We start from the raw sequence: 25,182 nt of genomic DNA, 5'->3' as shown, positions 1-25,182 counted from the left end.
GGTGCGGGGCTAGCCTGATCCCGTCAGATCTGACGGGTCATCAGAAACGGGAGAAGGCTCCATGACGGAACTGCCCCGCATCATCAGCGTCGACGACCACGTGATCGAGCCCGCCCACCTCTTCGAGACCTGGCTCCCGAAGAAGTACCGCGACCGCGGGCCCCGCCCCCTCACGGCCGGCATCGGCGAGCTCGCCTACGTCGGCGGCAAGTACCAGATCACGATGGACCCCGAGGGCCCGCCCACCGACTGGTGGATCTACGAGGACCTCAAGTTCCCGTACAAGCGGAACATCGCCGCCGTCGGCTTCGACCGGGACGACATGACCCTGGAGGGGATCACCAGGGAGGAGATGCGGCGCGGCTGCTGGGATCCCGCCGCCCGGCTCGAGGACATGGACCTCAACCACGTAGAGGCCTCCCTCTGCTTCCCCACCTTCCCCCGCTTCTGCGGGCAGACCTTCGCCGAGGCCCACGACAAGGAGGTCGCCCTCGCCTGCGTCCGCGCCTACAACGACTGGATGGTCGAGGAGTGGTGCGGGGACAGCGGGGGGCGGCTGATCCCGCTGTGCATCATCCCGCTGTGGGACATCGACCTCGCCGTCGCCGAGATCCGGCGCAACGCGGCCCGCGGGGTGAAGGCCGTGACCTTCTCCGAGATCCCCACCCACCTCGGGCTCCCCTCGATCCACTCCGGCTACTGGGACCCGTTCTTCGCCGTCTGCCAGGAGACCGGGACGGTGGTGAACATGCACATCGGCTCCAGCAGCCAGATGCCCGCCGCCTCCCCCGACGCCCCGCCCGCCGTCCAGGCCTCGCTGAGCTTCAACAACGCGATGGCCTCGATGATGGACTTCCTCTTCAGCGGGGTCCTCGTGAAGTTCCCCCGGCTGAAGCTGGCGTACAGCGAAGGGCAGATGGGCTGGATCCCGTACGCCCTCGAACGCGCCGACGACGTCTGGGAGGAGCACCGGGCGTGGGGCGGCGTCCGCGACCTGATCCCCGAGCCCCCGTCCACGTACTACTACCGGCAGATCTTCTGCTGCTTCTTCCGCGACAAGCACGGGATCGCCTCGCTGGACGTCGTCGGACGGGACAACGCCACCTTCGAGACCGACTACCCGCACGTCGACTCGACCTTCCCGCACACCAAGGAGGTCGCCCTCGACCACGTCCGGGGCCTCGACGACGAGACGGTCTACAAGCTGATGCGGGGCAACGCCATCCGGATGCTGGGTCTCGGGATCGTCTGATGGACCTCTCCTGCACCGAAGAGGAAGAGGCCTACCGCGCCCGCCTGCGGGAATGGCTCGCCGCCACCCTGCCTGGCCTCCCCGAACGGCCCGACCCGCTCGACTGGCCGGCCCGCCGCGCCTACGACTGCGGCTGGCAGCGGCGCCTCTACGACGCCGGATACGCCGACACCCACTGGGACGCCTCCCCGACCCAGCGCCTCGTCTTCCTGGAGGAGACCGAACGCGCCGGCGCGCCCTACGTCGGCGCCAACTTCGTCGGCCTCCTCCACGCCGGACCCACCATCGCCGCCGAGGGCACCGACGCCCAGCGCGAGCGCTGGCTGCCGCCGGTCCTGCGCGGCGACGAGGTCTGGTGCCAGGGCTTCAGCGAACCCGACGCCGGGTCGGACCTCGCCTCGCTCCGTACGCGCGCGGTACGGGACGGGGACGCGTACGTCGTCACCGGACAGAAGATCTGGACCTCGCACGCCGAGGTCGCCGACTGGTGCGAGCTGTTGGTGCGGACGGACCCGGAGGCCCCCAAGCACCAGGGCATCACCTGGCTCGCCATGCCCATGGACGCGCCCGGCATCACCGTACGGCCGCTGCGCACCCTCGCCGGGTCCACCGAGTTCGCCGAGGTCTTCCTCGACGAGGTGCGGGTGCCGGTGGCCAACCGGGTGGGGGAGGAGAACGACGGCTGGCGCGTCACCATGGTCACGCTCTCCTTCGAACGCGGCACCGCCTTCGTCGGCGAGGTCGTCGCCTGCCGCCGCCTCCTCGGCGAACTCGCCCGCACGGCCCGGAAGAACGGCACCTGGGACGACCCCGTGCTCCGTCGGCGCCTCGGCAGGCTCTCCGCCGAGTTCCAGGCGCTGTGGCGTCTCACGCAGGCCAACGTCAGCGAGGCCCAGGCGACGGGCGGGGTCCCCGGGGCGGGCGGTTCCGTCTTCAAGCTGCACTACTCGCACGCCCGCCAGGAGCTGTACGACGCGGCCGCCGCCGTCCTGGGGCCCGACGCGCTCGACCTCGGCCGCGAGTGGAACCTCGACCGGCTGTCCTCGCTCTCGTACACGATCGCGGCCGGCACCTCCCAGATCCAGCGCAACATCGTCGCCGAGCGCATCCTCGGCCTGCCGAAGGGGCGGTGACCCTCCTCCATGGACTTTCGACTCACGGAGGACCAGCGGGCGTTGCGGCGAGGCGTACGGGAGCTGCTCGGGCGGCTCTTCGACCGGGAGGCGCTGCGGGGGGCCGTCGACGAGCCTTCTCTGGACCGGGGCCTGTGGCGGGAGCTCGGCGACGCCGGGTTCTTCGCGCTGCGGCTCCCGGAGGAGGAGGGGGGCGTGGGGCTCGGGCTGCCGGAGGCGGTGCTCGTCTTCGAGGAGGCGGGGAGGGTGTTGCTGCCGGGGCCGTTGGTCGCGACGCACCTCGCGGCGGGGGCCGTGCCGGGGGCGGCGGACGGGTCTGTCGTGGTGACCTCCGTGGACGAGGACCTGGTCCCTTGGCTGGACGAGGCCGATGTGGTGCTGGGAGACGTTTCCGGAGCCGTCCAGGTGCGGTCGGTCGATCCGCTCACGCCCTTGCATCGCGTGCCCGGCACCGGGGGCGCGACGGGGGCGGCGGAGGCCGCCCTCCTCACCGCCGCCGAGCAAGTGGGCAGCGCGCAGGCCACCCTCGACACGGCCGTCTCCCACGCCCGCGCGCGGAGTCAGTTCGGGCAGGTCATCGGAGGGTTCCAGGCCGTGAAGCACCTCTGTGCCGGGATGCTCGTGCGGACCGAGCTCGCGAGGGCCGCCGTGTGGGCCGCTTCCGTCACCGGGGACGCCGTCGAGGTCGCCGGGGCCAAGCTGCTCGCCGACGACGCCGCCGTCCGGAACGCGCGGGACTGCCTTCAGGTGCACGGCGGGATGGGCTTCACCTGGGAGGCGGACGTGCACCTGCACCTGAAGCGGGCCTGGGTGCGGGCCGAGTTGCGGATGCCCGCCGCGCGGGCGGAGGAGGCGGTGGCGGCGGGGTTGTAGCGCTGGGCGTCCGCCGCGTCACGGAATGTTGATATCGGGTTGTGTCCTTCGGCGGGGCCGTCACGGCCCGGAGTCGGCCTCCCGCTCCGGTACGCTCCGTGGGATGCGAGTGCACGTTGGCCCGGATCGTCCCGGTGTCGCCCCTGCGGCGGCTCCGCGGCCGGGAATGCCCGCCGCTCGCGCCCGGCGTTCGACTACCCGCAGCGTGCGTCGCACAGTATGGACCATGCGTACTCCTTCGCGCTGGAATATGCCCGAAGCGCTTGTTGCGGTGACTGTACGTCAACCATGCTGTCCCACAAGGGAATCACGTTCCGTGAAGGTGTGTTGTCCGCCGGTTCGGATGGTGTGAGCTGTGCAGGTGCTTCAGGTTCAGTTGGTGGTCGGGCCGGACCCGGCCGAGGTGGGGCGAGCCCGGAGGTGGGCCCGGTCGCGGATCGCCCGGTCGGGCATAGGGGATGACGAGCCGCTCGCCGAGACGCTGGTGCTGCTCATCTCCGAACTCGTGACCAACGCCGTGGTGCACACGGGCTGCCCGGCCGTCCTGCGGATGCTGTTCGCCGCGGAGGGCGGGGTGCGGGTCGAGGTGGCCGACACGAGCGACCGCCCGCCGCAGCCGCGGCACGCGCAGGGCGACGACACCAACGGGCGCGGCCTGGAGCTGGTGGACGGGCTCGCGGACCGGTGGGGCTGGCAGCCGGAGGGTGCCGGCAAGAGCATCTGGTGCGAGCTGGACCGGGTGTCGTCGGTGCCCGCCGGATCGCCTTCCGGGGTGTCACTGGCGCCCGGACGGGTGCGCTGTTGACGATTCGTTCCGTTTTGCCCACCCTGGGGTGAGCGATTCGTGGCGAGCGAGGGGAGCCGAGGGCCGTGTGTCCTCGGCGTGTGCGGGTCGTGGTCGGGTGGCGGCGGGCCCGCGCCGTGCTCGGGGCGCGTGCGAGCGCGCCGCCGCCCGCGGGGGTGGCCGGGGGTGTCAGAGGACGGCCACCGGGGCCACCGGTGTGCCCGTGCCGCCGACGAAGGGTTCCGGCATCGCGGAGAGCAGGAAGGCGTAGCGCCGTTCTTCTGCACAGGCTGTGGACAGCGCCTCCAGATTCCAGTTCTGCCCCTGGAGCATGCCCATCTCGACCAGGTCGAGGGCGTGTACGGGCAGCCAGAGGTCCTCGATCTCGGGCGGGAAGATCTCGAAGGTGAGCGTGTCGTTGGCGACGGCCGCGACGTCGCGCGCGTGGAACCACTCCGGCGTACGGACCGAGAGGCCCGGTGACGGGAACGCGTACCCGTGCCTGTCCCCGGCGAGGTACGCCTGGATCTGCCCCGTCCGTACGAGGACCACGTCCCCGCTCCGTACGGTCACCCCGCCGAACTCGGCCGCTTCGTCCAGGTCTTCGGGGGTCACGGCGTGGTCGCCCGGCAGCCGGCCCACCCCCTTCGCGGCGGCGACGTCCAGGAGGACCCCGCGCGAGACGAGGTGGCGGGCCGTGTGGATGCCGCTGAACTCGGAGCGGCCGTGCGGGGTGATCGAGGCGGCGGGGCGGCCGTTGTAGATGCGGCCCGAGTGGGAGACGTGCGTCAGGGCGTCCCAGTGGGTGCCGGCCTGGAGGCCGAGGGTCACGGCGTCGTCGCTGGTGGCGACCGTGCCGGGGCCGAAGAGCTCCTGGTTGATCTGGACCATGACGTGGAGCGGGTTCACCCGGCCCGGGATCATGCCGGTCTGCACGCCGTCCTGCTTCAGGTCCACGGCGAGCGGGATGCGGCGGCCGGTGCGGACGGCGGCGACGGCCTCCCGCACGACCTCGTCGGTGACGAGGTTGAGCGTGCCGATCTCGTCGTCCTGGCCCCAACGGCCCCAGTTGTTGACGCGCTTGGCGATCTCGTGGAAGGCGGCGGGGAGAGACATCGGGGCCTCCGGGGTCTTGTTTTCCGGTATCTGACGGACCGTAGAATCCTGACGACGAACGAATCTAACGGACCGTCAGAAAGTGCGGGAAGGGGCCGGGCGTGGGGAACTTCTTGGCTGGCAAGGTCGTCGCCGTGACGGGAGCGGGGCGCGGCATCGGCCGCGCCGTCGCCCTCGCCTGCGCGGCGGAGGGCGCGAAGGTCGTCGTCAACGACTACGGGGTGTCGATCGAGGGCGGCGAGCCGACCTCGGAGGTCGCGGCCTCCGTCGTGAAGGAGATCGAGGCGGCGGGCGGGACCGCGGTCGCCGTCGCGGACGACATCTCCACGATGGCCGGCGGAGCGAGGGTCGTCGAGACCGCGCTCAGCGCGTACGGACGCATCGACGGGGTCGTGTGCGTCGCCGGCATCCTGCGCGAGCGGATGCTCTTCAACATGTCCGAGGAGGAGTGGGACCCGGTCGTCGCCACCCACCTCAAGGGCACCTTCACCGTGTTCAGGGCGGCCTCGGCGGTCATGCGCAAGCAGGGCGCCGGCACGCTCATCGGCTTCACCAGCGGCAACCACCAGGGGTCCGTCGCCCAGGCCAACTACTCGGCGGCGAAGGGCGGGATCATCTCGCTCGTACGCAGCGCGGCCCTCGGCCTCCACAAGTACGGGGTCACCGCGAACGCCGTCGCGCCCGTGGCCCGCACCCGCATGTCCGCGAACGTGCCCATGGAGCTCAAGGAGATCGGCGAGCCGGAGGACGTGGCCGCGCTCGTCGTCTATCTGCTCTCCGACCGCGCCAAGGCGGAGCGGATCACCGGGCAGGTGTACACGATCGCCGGACCCAAGATCGCGGTCTGGGCCCAGCCCCGGGAACTGCGCGCGGGCTACGCCGAGGGCGGCGCCTGGACGCCCGAGCGCATCGCGGACTTCCTGCCGGGGACGGTGGGGACGGACCCGATGCCGATGCTCCAGCAGCTGGAGGAGATGGCCCGCGCGGCGGCCGCCGGCGACCGCCCCAACTCCCGTGAGGAGAACGGATCATGAGAGGCGTCGTCTTCGACGGGAAGCAGGTCCAGGTCGTCGACGACCTGGAGGTGCGGGACCCGGGACCCGGCGAGGTGCTCGTCGCCGTCGCCGCCGCCGGGCTCTGCCACAGCGACCTGTCCGTCATCGACGGGACCATCCCGTTCCCGCCGCCCGTCGTCCTCGGACACGAGGGTGCCGGTGTCGTCGAGGCCGTCGGCCCCGGCGTCGTCCACGTCGCCCCCGGCGACCACGTCGCCCTGTCCACCCTCGCGAACTGCGGCGCCTGCGCCGACTGCGACCGGGGCCGGCCGACCATGTGCCGGAAGGCCATCGGGATGCCGGGACAGCCGTTCTCGCGGACGTCGACCGGGCAGCCGCTCTTCCAGTTCGCGTCGAACTCGTCCTTCGCGGAGCGGACCGTCGTCAAGGCCGTCCAGGCCGTGAAGATCCCGCAGGACATCCCGCTGACCTCCGCCGCCCTCATGGGCTGCGGCGTCCTCACCGGCGTCGGAGCCGTACTGAACCGCGCGAAGGTCGACCGCGGCGACACCGTCGTCGTCATCGGCACCGGCGGCATCGGCCTCAACGTCCTCCAGGGCGCCCGGATCGCGGGCGCGCTGACGATCGTCGCCGTCGACACGAACCCGGAGAAGGAGGCGGTGGCCCGGCAGTTCGGGGCGACGCACTTCCTCGCCTCCACCGACGGCGTACGGGACGTCCTGCCCACCGGCGCCGACCACGTCTTCGAGTGCGTCGGCCACACCGGGCTCGTCAGGACCGCGATCGACCTCCTCGACCGGCACGGCCAGGCGGTCCTGCTCGGCATGACCGCGCCGAAGGCGGAGGCGAGCTTCCTGCCGGCCGCGATGTTCCTGGACAAGTCGATCCTCGGCTGCCGGTACGGCTCCTCACGGCCGCAGAAGGACATCGCCCTGTACGCGGAGCTGTACCGCTCCGGGGCCCTGCTCCTCGACGAACTCGTGACGCGGACCTACCCCGTGGAGGACTTCGCACGGGCCGCCGAGGACGCGGAACGGGGGAAGGTGGCCCGGGGGGTCCTGACGTTCTGACCCTCCGAGTGCGGTGCGGCGGCGGGCTACGGTCGTGTCCATGTCCTACCGCGAGCTCGCCACCCGCCCCGTCCTCGCCTGGTCCGCCGTCATGGTCACCGGCCGGCTGCCCGTCGCCATGGCGCCGCTCGCGCTCGTCTTCCTCGTGCGGGAGCGGCCCGGCGGCTACACGCTCGGGGCGGTCCTCGCCGCCGCGTACGTCCTCGGGGAGATCCTCGCCGCGCCCGTCCTCGGCATGCGGCTGAACGCCGAACGGGCCCGGCCGCAGCTCGTCGCCGGGCTCGCGGTCGGTGCCGTCGGGTTCACCGGGCTCGGGCTCGCGCCCGGCGCCCACCCCGTCGTCCTCGCCGCCCTCGCGCTGCTCGCGGGCACCGGCCCCGCCGCCGTGCCCGGCGCGCTGCGGGCCCTGCTCACCAGCCTCGTCCCGGAGCGGGCCGTGACCCAGGCGATGAGCACGGAGTCGATGCTGACCTTCGCCCTCTGGGCGGCCGCGCCCGCGCTCACCACCGGTCTCGCCCTCGGCGTCGACCCGGCGGTGCCGCTGCTGCTCCAGGGCGTCCTGATGGCGGTGTCGGTGGCCGGGCTGTGGCTGCTGCCGGCCGGCTGGTCGGCCGGGGCGCAGGAGAAGGGGGCGTCGATGCGGCGGGCGCTGCTGCGGGCCTGGCCCGTGTACGTCCTGGGGGCCGCCGGCCTCACCCTCCTCGCGCTCGCCGAGCTGATCCTGCCCGCCCTCCTCGAACAGCGCGGGATCGGCATCGGCTGGGCGGGCCCGCTGCTCGCCGGGTTCTCGATCGGCTCGGCGGTCGGCGCGTTCGTGTACGGCCTCCGGGGCAGCTGGCCCGGCCCGCTGGCCGTCCAGTCCCTCGTCCTGGTCCTCGCGGTCGCCGCGGGCGTCGCGCTGGTCGCCGTACTGCCGTGGACGGCGGCGATCGCGGTCGCCCTGGTGGCCGCCGGGCTGCTCCAGGCCCCCGCGAGCCTCACCCGCAACCTGGCGCTCCGGCAGGTCCTGCCACCGGGCGCGCTCGCCGCGGGGTACTCGGTGATGTACGCGGCGGTGGGCGCGGGTTACGCGGTCAGCGGCACGCTCGCGGGCGGGCTGCTCAAGGTGGTGTCCCCGTCGACGGCGATCCTCTGGGGGGTGGTCCTGACGGTGCTGCTGACGGCGGTGGGCGGGGCGGGGGAGCGGCGCCTGACGAGGGGTGCGGGGCTTCAGGAGGTTCAGGCCGAGGTCGCGGCCGCGGTGGGGAGTGGTGGCTGACGTGGATGTTCGGGCCGGGGTCGTCGCCGCGGTGGGGAGTGGTGGCTGACGGGGATGTTCGGGCCGGGGTCGTCGCCGCGGTGGGGAGCGGTGGCTGACGTGGGCGTTCAGGTCGGGGTCGTCGCCCCCGTGCGGAAGGTGCGGCGGTAGGACGTCGGGGTCACCCCGATCGCGCTCATCAGGTGCACGCGCAGCGACTGGGCCGTGCCGAAGCCGGCGTCCTGGGCGACGCGGTCGACGGGCAGGCCGGTGGACTCCAGGAGGTGCCGGGCGCGTTCGACGCGCTGCTGGGTGAGCCACTGGCCGGGGCTGATGCCGACCTCGTCGCGGAAGCGGCGGGTGAACGTCCGGACGCTCATCGCCTCCTTCTCCGCCAGGTCCCGCAGCTGGATCGGCTCGTGGAGGTGGGCCAGCGCCCAGGCCCGCGCGGTGGTCGTGGTGTGGGTGCCGGTCTCCGGCAGGGGCCGCTCGATGTACTGGGCCTGGCCGCCGTCCCGGTGGGGCGGTACGACGGTCCTGCGGGCGACGTCGTTGGCGACGGCCGTGCCGTGGTCGCGGCGCACGATGTGCAGGCACAGGTCGATCCCGGCGGCGACACCGGCGGAGGTCAGGACGTCGCCGTCGTCGATGAAGAGGACGTCCGCGTCGACCCGCACGCTCGGGAAGAGGCGCTGGAAGTGCTCGGCGGACGCCCAGTGGGTGGTGGCCGGGCGCCCGTCGAGGAAGCCGGCGGCGGCGAGCACGTACCCGCCGGTGCAGATGGAGACCAGCCGCGTGCCGGGCCGGATGTGCGCGAGCGCGGCGGCCAGCTCCTCGGGGAGCCGGCCCTCGTCGTAGACCGGTCCGAGCTCGTACGAGGCGGGCACGACGACCGTGTCGGCGGTGGCGAGGGCCTCCGGGCCGTGCTCGACGTGGATCGAGAAGTCGGCGTCCGTCGGCACGGGCCCGGCCACCGGGGCGCAGGTCACGATCTCGTACAGCGCCCGGCCCGTGGCGTCCTTCGCGCGGCCGAAGATGCGGTGCGGGATGCCCAGCTCGAAGGGGAGGAGACCGGGCAGGGCGAGGACGGCGACGCGGTGCGGCGACGGCACGGGCGGTGCTCCCTCCGTAAATGAGTGGTGGTCCAGACCACATGGCTGGTACGAGTACGTGTCCGTGACGGACAACACGTACAAGTCTGAGGCCCCGGAGCGGATTCCCGCCCCGGTCACCCCTCCCACGCTGTGGAACCGTAACTTCCGGCTCTTCTTCGTCGCCCGGGGCGTCGCCGTCTTCGGCGAGGGCATGGTTCCGGTCGCCTTCGCCGCCGGACTCCTCGGCGCCGGCCACCCCGGCTCCACCGTCGGCTACGCGCTGGGCGGCTGGACCGCGGCCTTCGCGCTCTTCGTGCTCTTCGGCGGCGTCCTCGCCGACCGCTTCACCGCCCGCCGCATGATGATCCTCGCCGACCTCCTGCGCCTGCCGGGCGCAGCCGTCCTCGCCGTGACCTTCACCCTCGGCAGCCCGCCGCTCTGGGCGGTCTACGCCCTCTCCGTGCTCAGCGGCGTCGGCGCCGCCCTCTTCCAGCCGGGCGTCGCGTCCACCATCCCCCGCATCGCCCCCGACGTGCAGCGCGCCAACGCCGTCCTGCGGGTCGTCGAGGCCCTCATGACCATGGCGGGACCGGCCGCCGCGGGCCTGCTGGTCGCCGTCTGGAACGCGGGCGCCGCGTTCGCCGTCAACGGCGTCACGTTCGCGGTGAGCGCCGTCTGCTTCACCCTGATGCGCCTCGCCCCGATCCCCTCCGACACGGCACGGCGCGACTCGCTCGGCGCCGAACTGGCGGGCGGGTGGAGGGAGTTCCGCTCCCGGAGCTGGCTCTGGGGCGTCATCTCCATCTGGACGGTGTACGGGCTGACCGTCGCCGGGCCGATGGTCCCGCTCACGGCGAGCCTCGTCACCGGGGAGCACGGCTCGGCCGCGTACGGCGTGCTGATGGCCGTCAACGGTGCCGGCAGCGCCGTCGGCGGCCTCCTCGCGATCCGGCTGCGCCCGGCGCGTCCGCTGGCGGCGGGCGCGGTGGCGCTCCTCGGCCTCCCGGTGAACCTGACCCTGCTCGGCACGGGCGCGCCGGTCGGGGTCCTCGCCGCCGGGCAGTTCATCGGCGGGGCGGCGTTCGCCTTCTGGCTGGTCATGTGGTCCACCTCGGTCCAGACGCACGTGCCGCAGGAGGCCCTGAACCGGATGCACGCCTACGACGTGGCCGGCTCGCTCCTGATGATGGGCGTCGGCCGCACCCTGTCGGGCCCGGTGGCGGCGGCGGTCGGCACGGAGGAGGTGCTGCTGACGGGGGCGGGGATCGCGGTGCTCGTGGTGACGGCGCTGCTTGTGGTGCGCCCGATCAGGACGCTGCCGCGTTTGTAGGAGTACGTGGCCCGATCCGTTGGAAACCTGTCGTTCGGGCCAATGGCGGGGGAGGGGCCGTCCCCGGAATGCTCGATGGCATGCCCCAGACAACCGAGACCCACGTCCGTACGCCCGAGAAGTCACCCCGCCCCCGCCGGATCCACCGCGCCTGGTTCGTCGCGGCGGTCACCTTCGTCACGATCATCGGCGCCGCGGCCTTCGCCTCCCTGCCGGGCCTGCTGATCGAGCCGCTGCACGAGGAGTTCCACTGGTCGCGGGGGACGATCGGCTTCGCCGTCTCGGTGAACCTCGCGCTGTACGGCCTGACGGCGCCGTTCGCGGCGGCGCTGATGGACCGCTTCGGCATCCGCAAGGTGGTGGCGGTGGCGCTGAGCGTGATCGCGCTGGGCTCCCTGCTCACCGTGTGGATGACGGCGGCCTGGCAGCTGATCCTCTTCTGGGGCGTCCTGGTCGGCCTCGGCAGCGGCTCCATGGCCCTCGCCTTCGCGGCGACGGTCACGAACCGCTGGTTCGTGGCGCGGCGGGGCCTGGTGACGGGCATCCTCACGGCGGCGGGCGCCTCGGGCCAGCTGATCTTCCTGCCGCTGCTGAGCTGGCTGGTGGAGCACCACGGCTGGCGCCCGGCGGCGGTGACGGTGGCCCTCGCGGCCCTGGCCGTCGTCCCGTTCGTCTGGCTGCTGCTTCGCGACCACCCGGCGGACGTCCGGCTCGCCCCGTACGGCGGGGAGTACGCCGAGAAGCCCGCCCCGGTCACGGGCGCCGCGCGCCGCGCGGTCACGGTGCTCCTCAAGGCGGCCCGGACGGGCCCCTTCTGGCTCCTGGCCGGCTCCTTCGCGATCTGCGGCGCGTCCACGAACGGCCTGGTCAAGACCCACTTCGTACCGGCGGCCCACGACCACGGCATGCCGGTCACGGCGGCGGCCGGCCTCCTGGCGGTGATCGGCGTCTTCGACGTCGTGGGCACGATCGCGTCGGGCTGGTTCACGGACCGCTTCGAGGCGAGGCGGCTCCTGGCGGTCTACTACGCCCTGAGAGGCGTCTCGCTCCTCTTCCTCCCGATGCTCCTGGCCCCGTCCGTCCACCCCCCGATGCTGTTCTTCATCGTCTTCTACGGCCTGGACTGGGTGGCGACGGTCCCGCCGACGATCGCCCTGTGCCGTGAGCACTACGGCGAGGACTCGGCGATCGTCTTCGGCTGGGTCCTCGCCTCCCACCAGGTCGGCGCGGCGGTCGTCGCCTTCGCGGGTGGCGTGGCCCGCGACGTCTTCGGCACGTACGACGTCGTCTGGTACGCCTCGGGCGCACTGTGCGCGGCGGCGGCACTGATGGCCCTGGTGATCAGCCGCCCCCGGAGGGGGACGGTGGCGCCGGCGGGAGCATGATGACCCCCAGGGGGTGATCACCGATGAGTGGTCCTGAGGAAGGTCGGGGCTTCGCCCGCATGCTGAGGGTCTCGATCCTCGCGCTGTTCCTGGAGGCGGCGCTGGCGCTGGTCCTGGGCGTGGTGTTCGGCGACGCGGGCCGGCCGGAGCCGGGCGAGGAACGCGTCAGCGCCCTGACCCTGCTGGTGCTCCCCTTCGTACCGCTGCTTGCGCTCCTGCCGGCGGCCGCGGTCTCCGCGCTGATCGTGGTGCCGACGGTCCGGCTGGGCGAAACCCTCGCCCACCGAGCGGGAGGCCACCCCGTCGGCTGGCAACTCCTCCTGTCGGCGGCCCCGGGAGCGCTGCTGCTGCCGGCGGCGGGGTGGTGGGGCTGGTCGGTGGGCTCGGCGTGCATCACGGTGGCGGCCCTCCTGACGCGCCCGGCACGCAAGGGGTACTTCGTGAGGCTGCTGCTGTGGGGGACGGTGGCCGTCCTGAGCGTCCTGCTGCTGGGCGGGGTGGGCGCGTACACGGGCGTGATCGAGAGCTGAACCCCGCCCGGTGGGCGCATGCGACGGACCGCGGGCCAGGGCCTGCCCGGCGGATCGGGGTCGGACGGGCCCTACGCGCTGAAGCGCCCGAAGCGCCCCCGGTGGAAGAGCAGCGGTTCGCCCTCGTGTTCCGCGCCCAGCGCCTCCACCCTCCCCACCACGATCAGGTGGTCGCCCCCCGTGTGGACCGTCGTGATCGTGCAGTCGATCCAGGCGGGCGCGCCGGTCAGGCGGGGTGAGCCGGTGGACGGGGACGGGTCCCAGGGGACCCCGGCGAACTTGTCGGCGCCGGAGACCGCGAACGACCGGCACAGTTCGCCCTGCTCCGCGCCGAGGACGTTCACGCAGAAGGTCCCGGCCGCCGCGATCCGGGGCCAGGTGGTCGACGTCCGGGCGACCATGAAGGCCACGAGGGGCGGGTCGAGGGAGAGCGAGGCGAAGGACTGGCAGGCGAAGCCGGCCGGTCCGTCCGCGTCGAGGGCGGTCACGATGGTGACGCCGCTCGCGAAGTGGCCGAGGACGCGGCGGAATTCGGCCGGGTCGACGGGCGGGCGCTCGTCCTCCCGTACCGCGCGCAGGTCGGGCCGGGGCAGTGGTTCGACGGCCGTCGGCGAACCGGCCGCTCTCAGGTGTCGGACGACGGTGGCCGCCATCCCCGCGTGTCCCATCACACCGTCCATTGAAACTGACGGTACGTCAGATGGGAAGCCCCGGGAGAGGGCGGTCATCGGCCGAGTCGGCGACCGTGAAGCGGGGCGGTGGGCGACGGCGCCGTCGCGGGAGCCGTCGGGACCACCTGACCGGTGGTGTGCGGCGGCGTGGCCGACGGCGCCGTCGGGGGAAGGGGGTCCGGGAGGGCCGCCGGTGCGGCGGGGGCAGGAGAGGAGGCTTTCGGGTCTTCGGGATCTCGTGCGCGAGCTCACGATGGGGCGCATGGCACGTGCAGGGCACGCCCCGGGGCTCCGGTACGACAGCCTCCGCTACCGCCCCTCGTGCCTACCGCCCCTCGTACCGCGCCTCCCTCCGCTCCACGAAGCTCGCCACCCCCTCCTGCGCGTCCCGTGTCGTCATGTTGATCTCCTGCGCCGTCGCCTCCGCCGTGAAGGCCACCGAGCGGTCCACGTCCAGTGATGCGTTGACCAGTTGCTTCGTCAGGGTGAGGGCGCGGGTCGGGCCCTGGGCCAGGCGTTCGGCCCATTCCCTCGCCGTCTTCGACAGCTCCTCCGCGGGGACCACCCGGTTCACCAGGCCCAGGCCGAGCGCCTCCGTCGCCGGCACCGCGTCGCCGAAGAACATCAACTCCTTCGCCCGCTGCGGCCCGATCAGCCGGGGCAGGAGGTACGCCCCGCCCCCGTCCGGCACCAGCCCCCGCCGGACGAACACCTCGATGAAGCGCGCCGAGTCCGCCGCGAGCACCAGGTCGCACGCGAACGCGAGGTGCGCCCCGATCCCCGCCGCCGTGCCGTTCACCGCCGCGATCACCGGCTTCTCGCAGTCCAGCACGGCGGCGATGAAGCGCTGCGCGCCGCCGCGGATCATCCTCGCCACGTCCCCCGCGACACGCTCGGCGGACGACGGCGCGCCCCGCAGGTCCGCGCCCGCGCAGAAGCCGCGCCCGGTGGCGGTCACCACGACACAGCGCACCTCCGGGTCGGCGGAGGCCTCCGCGAGGAGGGCGATGATCCGCTCCCGCTGGTCCCAGGTGACCGCGTTCATCGCCTCGGGGCGGTTGAGGGTGATCCAGGAGACGCCGTTCTCGACGGTGTGCAGCAGATCCGACACAGGGGCTCCTATCGGCAGACCGCCAGCGCGTCCAGGGCCACCGCCCCCTGCCCGCGCGGCAGCACCATCAGCGGGTTGATGTCCAGTTCGGCGAGGTCGCCGTCGAGTTCGAGGGCCATCCGCTGGACGCGGAGCACGACCTCGACGAGCGCGTCGACGTCGGCCGGCGGGGCTCCCCGTACGCCGTCCAGCAGGGCCCTGCCGCGCAGTTCGTCGAGCATCGAGCGGGCCTCGCGCTCCCCGAACGGCGGGACGCGTACGGCCGTGTCGTCGAGGACCTCCACCAGCACCCCGCCGAGGCCCACCGTGACCGTCGGGCCGAAGAGTTCGTCGCGGGTCACGCCCACCACCATCTCGACCCCGCGCCCGACCATCTGGCAGACGAGGACGCCGTCGAGGTCGATGTCCTCGAAGCGGGCGATGTCCGTCAGCTCGCGGTACGCGTCCCTCACCTGGCTCGCCGAGGTCAACCCGACCTTCACCAGGCCCAGTTCCGTCTTGTGGGCGAGCTGCGCGCCCGAGGCCTTCATCACGACCGGGTAGCCGACGAGCCCGGCGGCCCGGACGGCGGCCGCCGCGCTGGTGACGAGCTGCTCGCGCGGCACCCGTATCCCGTACGCCCGCAGCAGCTGCTTCGCCGCGTGCTCGCTGAGCCGCCGGCCGGGCCGCATGAGGGCCTGCGCCTTGCGGAGGGACGGGGAGGGGGTGCGGGGGGCCTCGTCGAAGGGGGAGCGGTAGGCGGCGGTGAAGCGGTGGTGGTCGAGGTAGGCCTTCACGGCCCCGATGCAGTTGGAGAAGGTGCGGAACGTGGCGACGCGCGAGGAGCCGAGGAGGGTCTCGCGGTAGGCCGCCTCCGTGCCGACGGGGGAGCCCCAGACCACGCACACCAGCTTGTCGGTGGCCTCGGCGGCGTCGACGAGGTCCTGGGCGAGCTTGTCGCTCATCGGGGGGAAGGGCCCGGTGATGGGACAGATCAGCACCCCCACCGACGGATCGGCGAGGATCGCGTCGATGATCTTCCGGCCGCGCCAGTCGCCCACCGGGTGGCCGCCGTTGTCGACGGGGTTGGCGACGTTCAGGTACTCCGGGATCCACTGGTGCAGCTCGTCCTGCTTGGCCTGGCCGAGCGTGGGGAGTTCGAGGCCCGCCGCCGTCGCCAGGTCGGCGAAGTGGGCCCCCGTACCGCCGGAGATCGAGTAGACGACGACCCCGTCGGCCAGCGGCCGGCGCGCGCGGGCGAGGAGGGCGGAGGTGTCCTGGAGCTCGTCGAGCCCGTCGACCCGGATCACCCCGTACTGCCGCATGGCCGCGTCGACGACCCGGTCGGCACCGGTCATCTTGCCGGTGTGGGAGGCGGCGGTACGGGCCCCGGTCTCGGTCCTCCCCACCTTCACGGCGACCACGGGCACGCCCTGGCGCGCGGCCCGGTCCGCGGCGAGCAGGAACGAACGGCCGTCCTTCAGCCCCTCCACGTAGCAGGCGATGGCCCCGACCTCGGGCCGCCCGGCGAAGTACGAGAGGAAGTCGGCGGTCTCCAGGTCGGCCTCGTTGCCGGTGGGCGCCCAGTGGGAGAGGCGGACGCCGAGCTCCTGGAGGGTGAAGACGGGCCGCCCCTGGTGGCCGGACTGGGTGATGAGGGCGACGGCGGGGCCTTCGAGGTCGTCGCGGAAGCGCTCGAAGGCGTTGAGGTTGGTGTTGGGGCCGAGGAGGCGGAGCCCGGAGCGGCGTACGGCGGCGGCGAGGCGTTCCTGTGCGGCGGCGCCGGCCTCGCCGGTCTCGGCGAAGCCGGAGGCGAAGGCGACCGCGAACCTCACCTTCGTCTCGGCGAGTTCCTCGATCACGGGCAGCGGGTCGGCGACGAGGAGGACGGCGAGGTCGACGGGTTCGGCGAGCGCGGAGACGGACGGCACGCAGTCGATCCCGAACACGCTCGTACGGGTCGGGTGCACGGGCACGAGCCGGGCGCCGACCCGCTCGGCCCAGGCGAGCAGCTGCCGGGTGATGCCGGTGTTGGGCCGGCCTTCGGCGTCGGAGGCGCCGATCACCGCGACGGACTCGGGCCGGAAGAACCGGTCGAGGTCGGGCACGGGCGCGTGCAGCGGCCGCCCGCTGACGTCGACGTCGCCGGGGGCGGTGGTGACGCCGTGCACGACGACCGGCGGCGCCTCGCCGCAGGCGACCACGCGGGCGCGGAGATCGGTGGTGAAGGTGCCGTGTGTCGATCCAAGCATGTGTGTGTCGCCCGCCCTTCACCCATCCGTATACACCTGACGCTTAGTCAGATTACAGAACTGACGAGCTGTCAGGAATGGGTGTGCGGAGGTCTGTGGTGGATCGGGCCCTCCGGTGGGTGGAGAGGGCGAGGCGGATCGGGCTCTCCGGCGGGCGGCGGCCCGTCGCAGAACCGGTTCTTCAAAGTCGTACAACCCTTCGGTGGGGACGTGTGTCTCACCCCTCGGACGACACGCGTGGGACGTCCGACGACTACTGCAATGGGGGTTCACTTGACCCGCTCCACCCGCAATCGCACCCGGGGCCGCCGCCGCGCCCTCGGTGCCGCCCTGGCCGTTCTCGCCTCCTCGGCCGCGCTCACCGCGGTCACGACGGCGCCCGCCCAGGCCGCCGAGAGCACGCCGAAGCCGCGGGTGGTCTTCACCGAGTACAAGGACGTCGACGGCGTCCGCACCAGCGGCATCGTCACGGTCAACGCCGACGGCAGCGACCGCCGCGTCCTGACGCCCACCGGCCGGGGCCTTCCCCAGGCGGAGATCACCGGCGTCACGTACTCGCCCGACGGTCTGAGCATGGCCTTCATCAGCAACGACGGCTACGCCGACATCTGGGTCGCGGACGCCGACGGCAAGAACGCCCGCCCGGTCCGCATGGACGTCAACGAGGCCGACGGCTGGCTCGACGGCCTCGACTGGACGCCCGACGGCAAGCAGCTCTACCTCAGCTTCCGCGCCAAGCCGGGCCACGACCGCCTGCGCATCATGCGGATCGACCTCGACGGCACCGACCTCGGCTACGTCTTCCCCACCCCCGAGCAGACCTGGGACTCCCAGGTCGACGTGGCCTGGGACGGACGCATCACCTTCCTGCGCGGCAGCACGGTCCACACGTGGGACCCGCGCACGGGCGACGCGCCGAAGCCCGTCACCCAGGGAGTCCACCCGACGTTCTCGCCGGACGGCTCGCGGATCGCCTTCGCGGCCTTCGTCGACGGCTCGCTCGACGTGCGCGCCCGCGTCCTGGACGGCGGGACCGAGTACTCCCTCACCAAGGGCCAGGGCGTCCTGTTCCCCGAGTGGTCCCCCGACGGCTCCCAGATCGCGTACCTCTCCGGCGGTACGAACCAGGCGGCCACCGTCAGCGGTGCCAACGCGCCCGGCACCACCCCCAAGGTGCTCTCGGCCCCCGACACCACCGCCTCCGAGGTCTCCTGGGTCCCGCCGCGCGGCTGGACCCCCCACGGCACCTTCCGCCACGACTACACGGGCGACGGCCGCTCCGACGTCTTCGCCCTGGACGGCGCGGGCACCCTCTGGATCTACAAGGGCACCGGCATGGGCGTCCTCGAACCCCGCACCAAGACCGGCTGGGGCTGGAAGGGCTACCGCATGACCGCCGTCGGCGACCTCAACGCCGACGGCCGGCCCGACGCGGTCGGCCAGGACGCCGACGGCGGCCTCTGGCTGCTCGGAGGGACCGGGTACGGCGACGTCACGAACAAGGTGAGGATCGGCGTCGGCTGGAAGGACCTCAGGCTCACCGGCGTCGGCGACCTGACCGGCGACGGCTTCCCGGACGTCCTCGCCATCGACCCCGCCGGCACCCTCTGGCAGTACGCGGGCGACGGCCGCGGCGGCCTCCGGGCCCGGGAGAAGACCGGCTACGGCTACGCGGGCTACCGCCTCACGGGCGTCGGCCCGCTCACGGCGAACGGCTACCAGAACTACCTCGGACAGGCCCCGAACGGCGACCTCTACCGCTACGAGCGCGGCGGCCGCTACAAGATCGGCTGGGGCTGGAAGAACCTGACCCTGACGGGTGTGGGCGACCTGGGCAACGACGGGATCCCCGACGTCCTCGCCCGCGACACCGCCGGAGTCCTGTGGCGCTACGACGGCGACGGCAAGGGCGGCCTCAAGAGCCGGGTCAAGATCGGCTGGGGCTGGAACGGCCTCAACGCCTTCTGAGGCCTTCTGACACCTTCTGACCCGGCCCACGATCTGATCCCGCACCCCGTCGGGATCAGCCGGCGCCCCGTCCCCTCCCCGTGGGGGCGGGGCGCCGTCACATCGGCTACCGGACGTCGGCTACCGGACGTCAGCTCGCGGACGGCAGATCCCGGCCGCCGCGCCGTGCGATCCGCCGCGCGATCCGCTCCGCGTCCATCGCCAGCTCCCGGAACATCCCGCTGATCGGGTTCGTGAACCCCGTGAAGTACAGCCCGGGGGCCTCGCGCGGGCTCCGTGCCCCGTGCGTCACCGGAAGCCCGCGCCCGTCGAGCACGTCCAGGTGTCCGAGGAGCGGTTCCAGGGCGCGCCGGTAGCCGGTCGCCGCGATCACCGCGTCCGGGGCGATCCGGCTGCCGTCCGCGAGGACCACCTCGCCGTCCTCGAATCCCTCCACGGCGGCGACGACCTCGACCTTCCCCGCGCGTACGGCGTCGATCAGACCGACGTCCTGCACCGGGATCGCGCCCTCCCGCTGCCGCGTGGCGAGGCCCTTGTCGGGCCGGGGCAGCCCGTGCGCCGAGAGGTCCGGCGCGGCGAACCGGGCGAGCAGCGCTCCCATCCGGTCGACCAGGAACACCGGCAGCCGCCGCACCAGGATGCCGGAGCGCTGGGCGGGCCAGCCGAGGGTCGTACGGCGCACGATGTGCGGGACGGTCCGCACCGCGAGCCGCACCCGGGCCGCGCCGCCCCCGGCGAGGTCGGCGGCTATCTCGGCACCGGTGTTGCCGACGCCCACGACGAGGACGTCCTTCCCCTCGTACGGCCCCGGCGCCCGGTACGCGCGCGCGTGCGTGAGCCGCTCGCCGTACTCGTGCAGGCCGGGCCACTCGGGCAGGTGCGGGGTGTGGTTGTAGCCGGTGGCCACCACGACCGCGCGCCCGGTGAGCAGGCGCCCGCCGGTGGCGTGCAGGACCCAGTCCGCGCCGGAGCGCTCGATCCGGTGGACCTCGACCCCGGTGACGACCTCCAGCTCGTGCTTCTCCGCGTACGTCTCCAGGTAGCGGACGACGTCGGCGCGGGCGACCCAGCGGCCGAAGGAGCGGGGCATCTTCAGGCCGGGGAGCGCGGAGAGCCGCCGGGTGGTGTGCAGCCGCAGCCGGTCGTAGTGCGCGCGCCAGGAGGCGCCGACGGCGTCGGACTTCTCCAGGACGACGGCCCGGACGCCCCGCGCGCGCAGCGCGGCGGCGACGGCGAGCCCGCCGGGTCCGCCGCCGATGACGTACACGGGGTGGAGAGGAGGTGCAGGGGGGGTGGTGACCATGAATGCTGAGCGTAATGACGTGTACACGCAGTGGGTCTCGGTCCAAGGGGGATTTCGGTTGCGAAACGGTCACGTGCACCGGGGCCTTGCGGCGGGGCCCCGGTCTGCGCTGAACTGACGTACCGTCAGATTCCCTCGTCGAGAGGACGCGCATGCAGACCGTCTGGCTCACCGGCGCCGAATGGCTCGCCGTCCTCCGCATCGGCCTCGGCCTGTGGTGGCTGGAGAGCTGGCGCCACAAGGACAAGAAGGGCTGGTTCGAGCGCGGCACCGGCATCGCCTGGGCGGCGGACGTGGCCGGCAAGCACAGGTGGGCGGCCGTGAAGAGCGGCTTCGACACCGTCGTCGCCCCGCGCCCCAAGCTCATGGCGTACGTCGTCGTCTACGCCGAACTCGCCCTGGGCCTCGGCCTGATCAGCGGCTTCCTCACCCCGATCGCCCTGGTCGGCGGCCTCCTCCTCAACCTCCTCTACCTCGTCCTGATGATCCACGACTGGGCCGAGCAGGGGCAGAACGCGATGATGGCGCTCGTCTCCGTCGTCGCGCTCTTCGCCGTCTCCTGGCAGACCTGGTCCCTCGACAACGCGATCGGACTCTTCTCGTGACCGCCACGCCCGACATCGACGCCTTCACCCGCCCCTACTGGGACGCCGCCGCCGAAGGACGGCTGCTCCTTCGCCACTGCGCCGCCTGCGACCGCGCCCACCACTACCCGCGCGAGTTCTGCCCGTACTGCTGGAGCGAGGACGTCCGCTGGGAGCCGGCGAGCGGCCGCGCCACCCTCTACACCTGGTCGGTCGTCCACCGGAACGACCTCCCGCCCTTCGGCGACCGCGTCCCGTACGTCGCGGCGGTCGTCGACCTCGCCGAGGGCCCGCGCATGATGACGGAGATCGTGGGCGTGGCGGAGGAGGACCTCAGGATCGGGATGGACGTGCGGGTCGGGTTCCGAAGGGACGGGGACGTGACCGTCCCCGTCTTCGGGCGCCTAGGAGACGGCTGAGACGTTCCGCCAGAGCTGGTTGGTGCTGCCCGGGTCGCAGTCGTACGACATCAGGAACGGCGGGCCGGCGATCATGCACTGCCCGGAGTTCATGTTCTTGAGGGTGAAGCCGGAGGACGTCTTGGATCCGATCTTCCACGACTGGAGACTGGATCCATTGCAGGTGGCGGCGGTGTAGCCGGGGTTGCCGTTCGGCTGGAGGCAGTGGCCGGTCTTCTTGTTGACCAGCCGGAAGGTGCCGTTGGCGCCGGGCGTGTACGTCCACGCGTACGAGATCGTGCCGCTGCTCGGCGCGGAACCGCACTCGGCGGTGTTGGCGAAGACGCCGTACCCCGGATTGCTCTCGGCCACGCACTGACCGTTGGAGACGCTCTCCAGGGAGTACGTCCCCGAGGGCGAGGAACCGCCGGAGGTCGGCCGGGGCGCGGGCTGCGTGGTGGCGGGCGGCGGCGCGGGCTGCTGGGTCGCCGACCCGCCGGAGGACCCGGAACCGGATCCGGAGGCGGACCCCGAGCCCGACCCGGACCCCGACCCCGAGCCGCCGGAGGACGTGGTGCCGCCCGACCCGCCGCCGCCCGTGACGGACCCGCCGCCGGTCGAGCCGCCGATGGCGGCCCCGTCACCGGAACCGCCGCCACCGCCGGAGGTGCCCGCCGGCGGGGCCGCCGACCCGGCCGGCGTCTTGGCGGAGGGCTTCCCCGACGGCTTGGCGGACGGCTTGGCGGAAGGACTCCCCGTCCCGCTCGACGACGGTACGGAAGCGGGCTGCGAGGCCACCGAGGACGGCGACGCCTCCGGGGCCGCGCCCAGCTTGCCGATCTCGTACGGACCGAGGGCGACGGTCAGGGTGGTGCCGGTCGCGACGACGACGGGCACGGCGAACATGACGAACCGGTTCCGCCGCCACCGGGGCGTGCCGGAGCCGGCCTGACCGGTGACGGCCAGGGGATCGGGCGAGGCGGTCGCGGGCTCCGGACGGGCCTGCGGGGTCAGCGAGGCCGTGGCCACGTCCTGCGCCGGATCGGTCCGCTCCAGCTCCGCGAGCTGCTCGGCGGTGGGGGCGCCGGCGGCGAAGACCGCCCGCTCGGAGATCCGCTCGGCGACGGCCGCCGGCCAGACGGCGCCCGCCGCACCCTCCTCGGTGAGGGCGACCAGCTCGTCGGCCGTCGGCCGGTCCGCCGGATCCTTCGCGAGACACTTCCGTACGAGCTCCGCAAGGGCGGGGTCGCCCTCGGTGAGCCGCCCGAAGTCGGGCTCGCCGTGGACGACGCGGTAGAGGAGGTCGGGCCCGGAACCGTCGCCGAACGGGGGCCGCCCGTTCGCGGCGTACAGCAGGAGGCTGCCGAGCGCGAACACATCGGCGGCACCGGTCAGTCGCCGGTCGGCCACGGCCTGCTCGGGGGCCATGTAGGCGGGGGTGCCGATGACCATGCCGGTCTTGGTCAGCCGGCTCTGGTCGGCCGCACGGGCCACGCCGAAGTCGATGAGCGAGAGGCCGCCGCCGGTCAGCATGACGTTGGACGGCTTGAGGTCGCGGTGCACCATGTCCGCGCCGTGCACGACGCGCAGCCCGGCCGCCGCCTCTCGCAGGAGCCGCCACAGGGCGCCGCCCGACAGCGGGCCGCCGTTGAGCCGGATGGCCTCGTTGAGGGTGATGCCGGGGATGAACTCGGTCGCGAACCACGGCGGCTTGGCCGTGCGGTCGCTCGCGAGGAGCTTGGTGTTGGCGCCGGCGGGCAGCCGGGCCAGGTTGTCGAGCTCGTGCCCGAAGTGGCTGAGGAAGTCGGCGTCCTCGGCGAGCACGGGAAGGACCCGCTTCACCGCCGCGAACTTCCCGGGCACGGCACCGAGATAGACCCGCCCCATGCCGCCGGACCCGAGCACGCCGAGCAGCCTGAACGCCCCGATCTGCCGCGGGTCGCCCGACTCGAGGGGCATTGCCCCGCTGCCGCGCAAACTGTCCTGGCCGGACCGGCCTTCCGATTCCCCCTGCATGGGCCACACAGTAGCCGAGCGGGTTTGCAACCTGAATGGAGCTCAAGTTCTCGTTGTGTAACGGTGGTTGGGGGAGCGGGCCGGCTACTGGTCCGGCTTCGTCGGGAGGGCGACCGCCTTCTTCCAGACGGCGAGCTGGGCGTCGTCGACGGGCTTCATCTCGCCTTGGTAGAGCTGTGCGTGACCGTCGTTCGTGGCGTCGGTCCAGGCGTGGGTGGCGAAGATGTACGTGCTTCCGTCCGCCAGCCGGTCGGGGCTGCCCTCGTCCAGTCCATAGGTGACCCGGACCGTCCCGTGCAGGTTCCCCCGCAGGGTGGAGAGGACCTCGACCCGGTAGACATCCTGCGTCCACCCCTTGATGTCACGCTTCTCCTCGAACTCCGTCACGCGACCGGTGAACACGTTCTCGGTGTGGGGCGCCGTCGTCGCGGGGTCGCGCGGGTTGTAGCCGCGCAGGACCGTGCCGGAAGAGACCTGGCCCTCCAGATGCTGATACTCGAACCACCCGCCGAGCACGAGCGCTGCCGCAGCCAGCGCGCCCGCGGCAAGAATCATCGCCTTCTTGTTCATGATCATCCCCACGGTGCGTGATAGGCCTTGACGTCGTTCGATGTCGGGCCGTTGATGTCCTTGCCCTCGATGAGGCCGTAGTCCGCCCACATCACGGAGGGGTACTGGCCGTACCCGTAGTCCTTGTGGCAGAAGCCGAGCGCGTGGCCCAGCTCGTGGGCGGCGACGCGCCTGCGGTGCTCGTTGTTCCCGAAGGGCTTCCCGGCGTCCAGGTGCGCCCGGTTGAGCCACAGGTAGTCCGTGCCGGTGTTCGGGTCCCACTTGCCGTAGGTGTTCGCCCACTGACCAGCGACGTTGCTGGTGTCCCGCCACTCCAGATCTGCGTAGGTCGTCGCCCCGTCGGGCTTGATCTTCACCTGCTTGAGCGTGCCGGCCGTCCAGGCCTTGATCGCGTGCTTGCGCGCGTCGTCGAACTTCGACTCGTCGTCCCAGGCGAGCTCGGTGCCGTCCACGGAGGAGTGGCCGCGGGAGTCGGACTCGCCTCCTTCGCACTTGTGCGGGGTGGCGGAGGCCGGGCGAGCGTGGGCCGGGGGCGGGAGGGCCAGGAGGACGGCGGCAGCGGATGAGGCTGCGAGGGCCAAGGAGTTCGTCCTCATGGTCACCGGACGATAGCGCTCCGTGATGGTCTCGTACGGTCGCGCAACACTTCGCAACCGGGGCGCTCCCCCGCACCTCCCTCGCGCGCCGGTTCGCGCCCCGGGCGGCGGGGCGGGGTGGGGTGTTCGGGGTGATCCGGCTTCGTGGGCTTCTGGTGCGGCCGCCCTCTTTCCGAGTGTGGCGTCCTCCACCGCCGCGTCAAGGGCGCTCCTTCGTCGCGTCGCTGCGCGATGGGCTTCGCCCACCCTTGACCCGGCGCCGGAGCCCGCCTTTTCACACTCGGAGGGCGGCCGGGGGCGGGGCCGCGCTCCCACCCCGGGGGCGGTGCCGGTTCGAGGGCGGCCGCCGGGCCGGTGGGCGGTGGGCGAGGCCGGGCATCGGCCGGGCGGGTACCGGCCGCGCGGCTGGGTGGGTGGGGGCTTGGTTTGTGGCGGGGGTGGGTGGGTCCGGTCCTGTGCGTCGGGCGCGCGGAGTTGAATGGGGCGGTCGGGCGACGCTTAGCGAGTTGCGGCCGTCACGGGGTCGGGCTTCAGGCCCCGCTGGTCGCTGCGAGTGGGTGGTTTCCCGCAGTAACTTGAAGCGAGTGGGTGATGTGCCCCTTTTGGGGCCCTGGTTGGGGGCTGTTACCGGGAGTAGAGCAGAGTTGTTCGCGCCTACCACCCACCGGCAATGACCAGCGGGGCCTGAAGCTCCACCAACGCACTACCGACAGCCGCTAAGCGCCGCCGGACCGCCCCATTCAACGACCGCGCGCCCGACGAGACGGAACCGGTCCCACCCACCCCGGCTACGAACCCAGCCCCCACCCACCCCGCCGCCACGGCCGACACCGAGGCCCGCCGATGCCCGGCCTCGCCACCCCACCAAGCACCTTCCACCCGCCTACGGCGGGAAGGGATTCCGCCGCCCCGGC

22 protein-coding genes are annotated in these 25,182 nt (G+C 72.9%); 13 read left to right on the top strand and 9 right to left on the bottom strand.

The genetic code is table 11. The features are described from left to right. Positions 1–61: 61 nt before the first annotated feature. The 4 genes from GGE06_RS34825 (at position 62) to GGE06_RS34810 (ending at position 4,063) form a co-directional block, all read left to right on the top strand. The gene (locus GGE06_RS34825; RefSeq protein ID WP_116159492.1) at positions 62–1,252 is read left to right on the top strand and encodes an amidohydrolase family protein; all 1,191 of its coding nucleotides are present in this window, start codon (positions 62–64) and stop codon (positions 1,250–1,252) included. Further along, positions 1,252–2,385 (top strand): acyl-CoA dehydrogenase, encoded by a 1,134-nt coding sequence (locus tag GGE06_RS34820; RefSeq protein WP_116159491.1) that lies wholly within the window; start codon positions 1,252–1,254, stop codon positions 2,383–2,385. Before GGE06_RS34825 ends, GGE06_RS34820 begins: the two co-directional genes overlap by 1 nt. Before the next feature lie 9 nt (positions 2,386–2,394). Next, the gene (locus tag GGE06_RS34815; protein ID WP_184932671.1) at positions 2,395–3,258 is read left to right on the top strand and encodes an acyl-CoA dehydrogenase family protein; all 864 of its coding nucleotides are present in this window, start codon (positions 2,395–2,397) and stop codon (positions 3,256–3,258) included. Between the two features lie 355 nt (positions 3,259–3,613). Then, entirely contained in the window at positions 3,614–4,063 is a 450-nt protein-coding gene (locus GGE06_RS34810; RefSeq protein ID WP_116159489.1) for an ATP-binding protein, read from the top strand. Positions 4,064–4,231: 168 nt separating this feature from the next. Here the strand turns inward: GGE06_RS34810 and GGE06_RS34805 are convergent, their stop codons facing one another. Further along, positions 4,232–5,158: a cyclase family protein gene (locus tag GGE06_RS34805; protein ID WP_184932670.1), complete on the bottom strand. Its 927-nt coding sequence runs from the start codon at positions 5,156–5,158 to the stop codon at positions 4,232–4,234. Positions 5,159–5,259: 101 nt separating this feature from the next. On the opposite strand from GGE06_RS34805, the gene GGE06_RS34800 reads away from it, so the two are divergent. From GGE06_RS34800 to GGE06_RS34790, 3 genes are read left to right on the top strand one after another with little or no spacing between them, the layout of a single operon-like run. Then, on the top strand, positions 5,260–6,192 hold the full coding sequence (locus GGE06_RS34800; RefSeq protein ID WP_116159487.1) for an SDR family oxidoreductase: 933 nt from the start codon (positions 5,260–5,262) through the stop codon (positions 6,190–6,192). Next, on the top strand, positions 6,189–7,244 hold the full coding sequence (locus tag GGE06_RS34795; protein ID WP_116159486.1) for a Zn-dependent alcohol dehydrogenase: 1,056 nt from the start codon (positions 6,189–6,191) through the stop codon (positions 7,242–7,244). The genes GGE06_RS34800 and GGE06_RS34795 overlap by 4 nt, the downstream gene beginning before the upstream one ends. A gap of 40 nt (positions 7,245–7,284) precedes the next feature. Continuing rightward, complete coding sequence (locus GGE06_RS34790) at positions 7,285–8,502, top strand: MFS transporter (protein ID WP_116159485.1); 1,218 nt, start codon at positions 7,285–7,287, stop codon at positions 8,500–8,502. 107 nt (positions 8,503–8,609) lie between these two features. Here the strand turns inward: GGE06_RS34790 and GGE06_RS34785 are convergent, their stop codons facing one another. After that, positions 8,610–9,593 (bottom strand): GlxA family transcriptional regulator, encoded by a 984-nt coding sequence (locus GGE06_RS34785; protein ID WP_116159484.1) that lies wholly within the window; start codon positions 9,591–9,593, stop codon positions 8,610–8,612. A gap of 58 nt (positions 9,594–9,651) precedes the next feature. Between GGE06_RS34785 and GGE06_RS34780 the strand changes: the two genes are divergently transcribed. From GGE06_RS34780 to GGE06_RS34770, 3 genes are all read left to right on the top strand, one after another. Beyond that, positions 9,652–10,905, top strand: coding sequence for an MFS transporter (locus GGE06_RS34780; protein WP_184932669.1), 1,254 nt, complete (start codon positions 9,652–9,654; stop codon positions 10,903–10,905). Positions 10,906–10,985: 80 nt separating this feature from the next. Further along, positions 10,986–12,290 (top strand): MFS transporter, encoded by a 1,305-nt coding sequence (locus GGE06_RS34775; protein ID WP_116159482.1) that lies wholly within the window; start codon positions 10,986–10,988, stop codon positions 12,288–12,290. A gap of 23 nt (positions 12,291–12,313) precedes the next feature. Further along, positions 12,314–12,820: a hypothetical protein gene (locus tag GGE06_RS34770; RefSeq protein WP_184932668.1), complete on the top strand. Its 507-nt coding sequence runs from the start codon at positions 12,314–12,316 to the stop codon at positions 12,818–12,820. A 71-nt stretch (positions 12,821–12,891) separates the two neighbouring features. Here the strand turns inward: GGE06_RS34770 and GGE06_RS34765 are convergent, their stop codons facing one another. The 3 genes from GGE06_RS34765 to GGE06_RS34755 all read right to left on the bottom strand — a co-directional run bounded on the left by GGE06_RS34765 (position 12,892) and on the right by GGE06_RS34755 (position 16,833). Continuing rightward, entirely contained in the window at positions 12,892–13,473 is a 582-nt protein-coding gene (locus GGE06_RS34765) for a flavin reductase family protein (protein WP_116165376.1), read from the bottom strand. 343 nt (positions 13,474–13,816) lie between these two features. After that, positions 13,817–14,602 carry an enoyl-CoA hydratase/isomerase family protein gene (locus GGE06_RS34760; protein ID WP_312883403.1) on the bottom strand — a complete coding sequence of 262 codons (786 nt, stop codon included), beginning with the start codon at positions 14,600–14,602 and terminating at the stop codon, positions 13,817–13,819. Positions 14,603–14,610: 8 nt separating this feature from the next. Then, positions 14,611–16,833 (bottom strand): acetate--CoA ligase family protein, encoded by a 2,223-nt coding sequence (locus GGE06_RS34755; RefSeq protein WP_184932667.1) that lies wholly within the window; start codon positions 16,831–16,833, stop codon positions 14,611–14,613. Positions 16,834–17,106: 273 nt separating this feature from the next. On the opposite strand from GGE06_RS34755, the gene GGE06_RS34750 reads away from it, so the two are divergent. After that, the gene (locus GGE06_RS34750) at positions 17,107–18,801 is read left to right on the top strand and encodes a VCBS repeat-containing protein (protein ID WP_184932666.1); all 1,695 of its coding nucleotides are present in this window, start codon (positions 17,107–17,109) and stop codon (positions 18,799–18,801) included. Positions 18,802–18,931: 130 nt separating this feature from the next. Here GGE06_RS34750 and GGE06_RS34745 read toward each other — a convergent pair whose 3' ends face one another. Next, entirely contained in the window at positions 18,932–20,104 is a 1,173-nt protein-coding gene (locus GGE06_RS34745; RefSeq protein ID WP_116159478.1) for a flavin-containing monooxygenase, read from the bottom strand. Between the two features lie 152 nt (positions 20,105–20,256). Here GGE06_RS34745 and GGE06_RS34740 point away from each other — a divergent pair, with 152 nt between their 5' ends. Next, positions 20,257–20,709 carry a DoxX family membrane protein gene (locus tag GGE06_RS34740; protein WP_116159477.1) on the top strand — a complete coding sequence of 151 codons (453 nt, stop codon included), beginning with the start codon at positions 20,257–20,259 and terminating at the stop codon, positions 20,707–20,709. Further along, positions 20,706–21,107: a Zn-ribbon domain-containing OB-fold protein gene (locus GGE06_RS34735; RefSeq protein WP_116159476.1), complete on the top strand. Its 402-nt coding sequence runs from the start codon at positions 20,706–20,708 to the stop codon at positions 21,105–21,107. The genes GGE06_RS34740 and GGE06_RS34735 overlap by 4 nt, the downstream gene beginning before the upstream one ends. Here GGE06_RS34735 and GGE06_RS34730 read toward each other — a convergent pair. The 3 genes from GGE06_RS34730 to GGE06_RS34720 form a co-directional block, all read right to left on the bottom strand. Beyond that, positions 21,093–23,045: a serine/threonine-protein kinase gene (locus tag GGE06_RS34730; protein ID WP_184932665.1), complete on the bottom strand. Its 1,953-nt coding sequence runs from the start codon at positions 23,043–23,045 to the stop codon at positions 21,093–21,095. The two genes, GGE06_RS34735 and GGE06_RS34730, sit on opposite strands and share 15 nt — an antisense overlap. A gap of 141 nt (positions 23,046–23,186) precedes the next feature. Then, positions 23,187–23,672, bottom strand: coding sequence for a hypothetical protein (locus tag GGE06_RS34725; protein ID WP_184932664.1), 486 nt, complete (start codon positions 23,670–23,672; stop codon positions 23,187–23,189). A gap of 2 nt (positions 23,673–23,674) precedes the next feature. Then, entirely contained in the window at positions 23,675–24,253 is a 579-nt protein-coding gene (locus tag GGE06_RS34720) for a zinc metalloprotease (protein ID WP_184932663.1), read from the bottom strand. Positions 24,254–25,182 lie beyond the last annotated feature (929 nt).

The sequence above is a fragment of the Streptomyces nymphaeiformis genome (assembly GCF_014203895.1).
GTDB lineage: Bacteria > Actinomycetota > Actinomycetes > Streptomycetales > Streptomycetaceae > Streptomyces > Streptomyces nymphaeiformis.
Note: the sequence above shows the minus strand (reverse complement) of the source record. Positions and strands in the feature narration are given on the sequence as shown.

What these genes read in the sequence shown, in the direction of transcription:
- GGE06_RS34825 (WP_116159492.1), top strand. Translation starts at nt 62, where the DNA reads ATGACGGAACTGCCCCGCATCATCAGCGTCGACGACCACGTGATCGAG.
- GGE06_RS34820 (WP_116159491.1), top strand. Translation starts at nt 1,252, where the DNA reads ATGGACCTCTCCTGCACCGAAGAGGAAGAGGCCTACCGCGCCCGCCTG.
- GGE06_RS34815 (WP_184932671.1), top strand. Translation starts at nt 2,395, where the DNA reads ATGGACTTTCGACTCACGGAGGACCAGCGGGCGTTGCGGCGAGGCGTA.
- GGE06_RS34805 (WP_184932670.1), bottom strand. Translation starts at nt 5,158, where the DNA reads ATGTCTCTCCCCGCCGCCTTCCACGAGATCGCCAAGCGCGTCAACAAC.
- GGE06_RS34795 (WP_116159486.1), top strand. Translation starts at nt 6,189, where the DNA reads ATGAGAGGCGTCGTCTTCGACGGGAAGCAGGTCCAGGTCGTCGACGAC.
- GGE06_RS34790 (WP_116159485.1), top strand. Translation starts at nt 7,285, where the DNA reads ATGTCCTACCGCGAGCTCGCCACCCGCCCCGTCCTCGCCTGGTCCGCC.
- GGE06_RS34775 (WP_116159482.1), top strand. Translation starts at nt 10,986, where the DNA reads ATGCCCCAGACAACCGAGACCCACGTCCGTACGCCCGAGAAGTCACCC.
- GGE06_RS34770 (WP_184932668.1), top strand. Translation starts at nt 12,314, where the DNA reads ATGAGTGGTCCTGAGGAAGGTCGGGGCTTCGCCCGCATGCTGAGGGTC.
- GGE06_RS34765 (WP_116165376.1), bottom strand. Translation starts at nt 13,473, where the DNA reads ATGGCGGCCACCGTCGTCCGACACCTGAGAGCGGCCGGTTCGCCGACG.
- GGE06_RS34755 (WP_184932667.1), bottom strand. Translation starts at nt 16,833, where the DNA reads ATGCTTGGATCGACACACGGCACCTTCACCACCGATCTCCGCGCCCGC.
- GGE06_RS34745 (WP_116159478.1), bottom strand. Translation starts at nt 20,104, where the DNA reads ATGGTCACCACCCCCCCTGCACCTCCTCTCCACCCCGTGTACGTCATC.
- GGE06_RS34740 (WP_116159477.1), top strand. Translation starts at nt 20,257, where the DNA reads ATGCAGACCGTCTGGCTCACCGGCGCCGAATGGCTCGCCGTCCTCCGC.
- GGE06_RS34730 (WP_184932665.1), bottom strand. Translation starts at nt 23,045, where the DNA reads ATGCCCCTCGAGTCGGGCGACCCGCGGCAGATCGGGGCGTTCAGGCTG.
- GGE06_RS34725 (WP_184932664.1), bottom strand. Translation starts at nt 23,672, where the DNA reads ATGAACAAGAAGGCGATGATTCTTGCCGCGGGCGCGCTGGCTGCGGCA.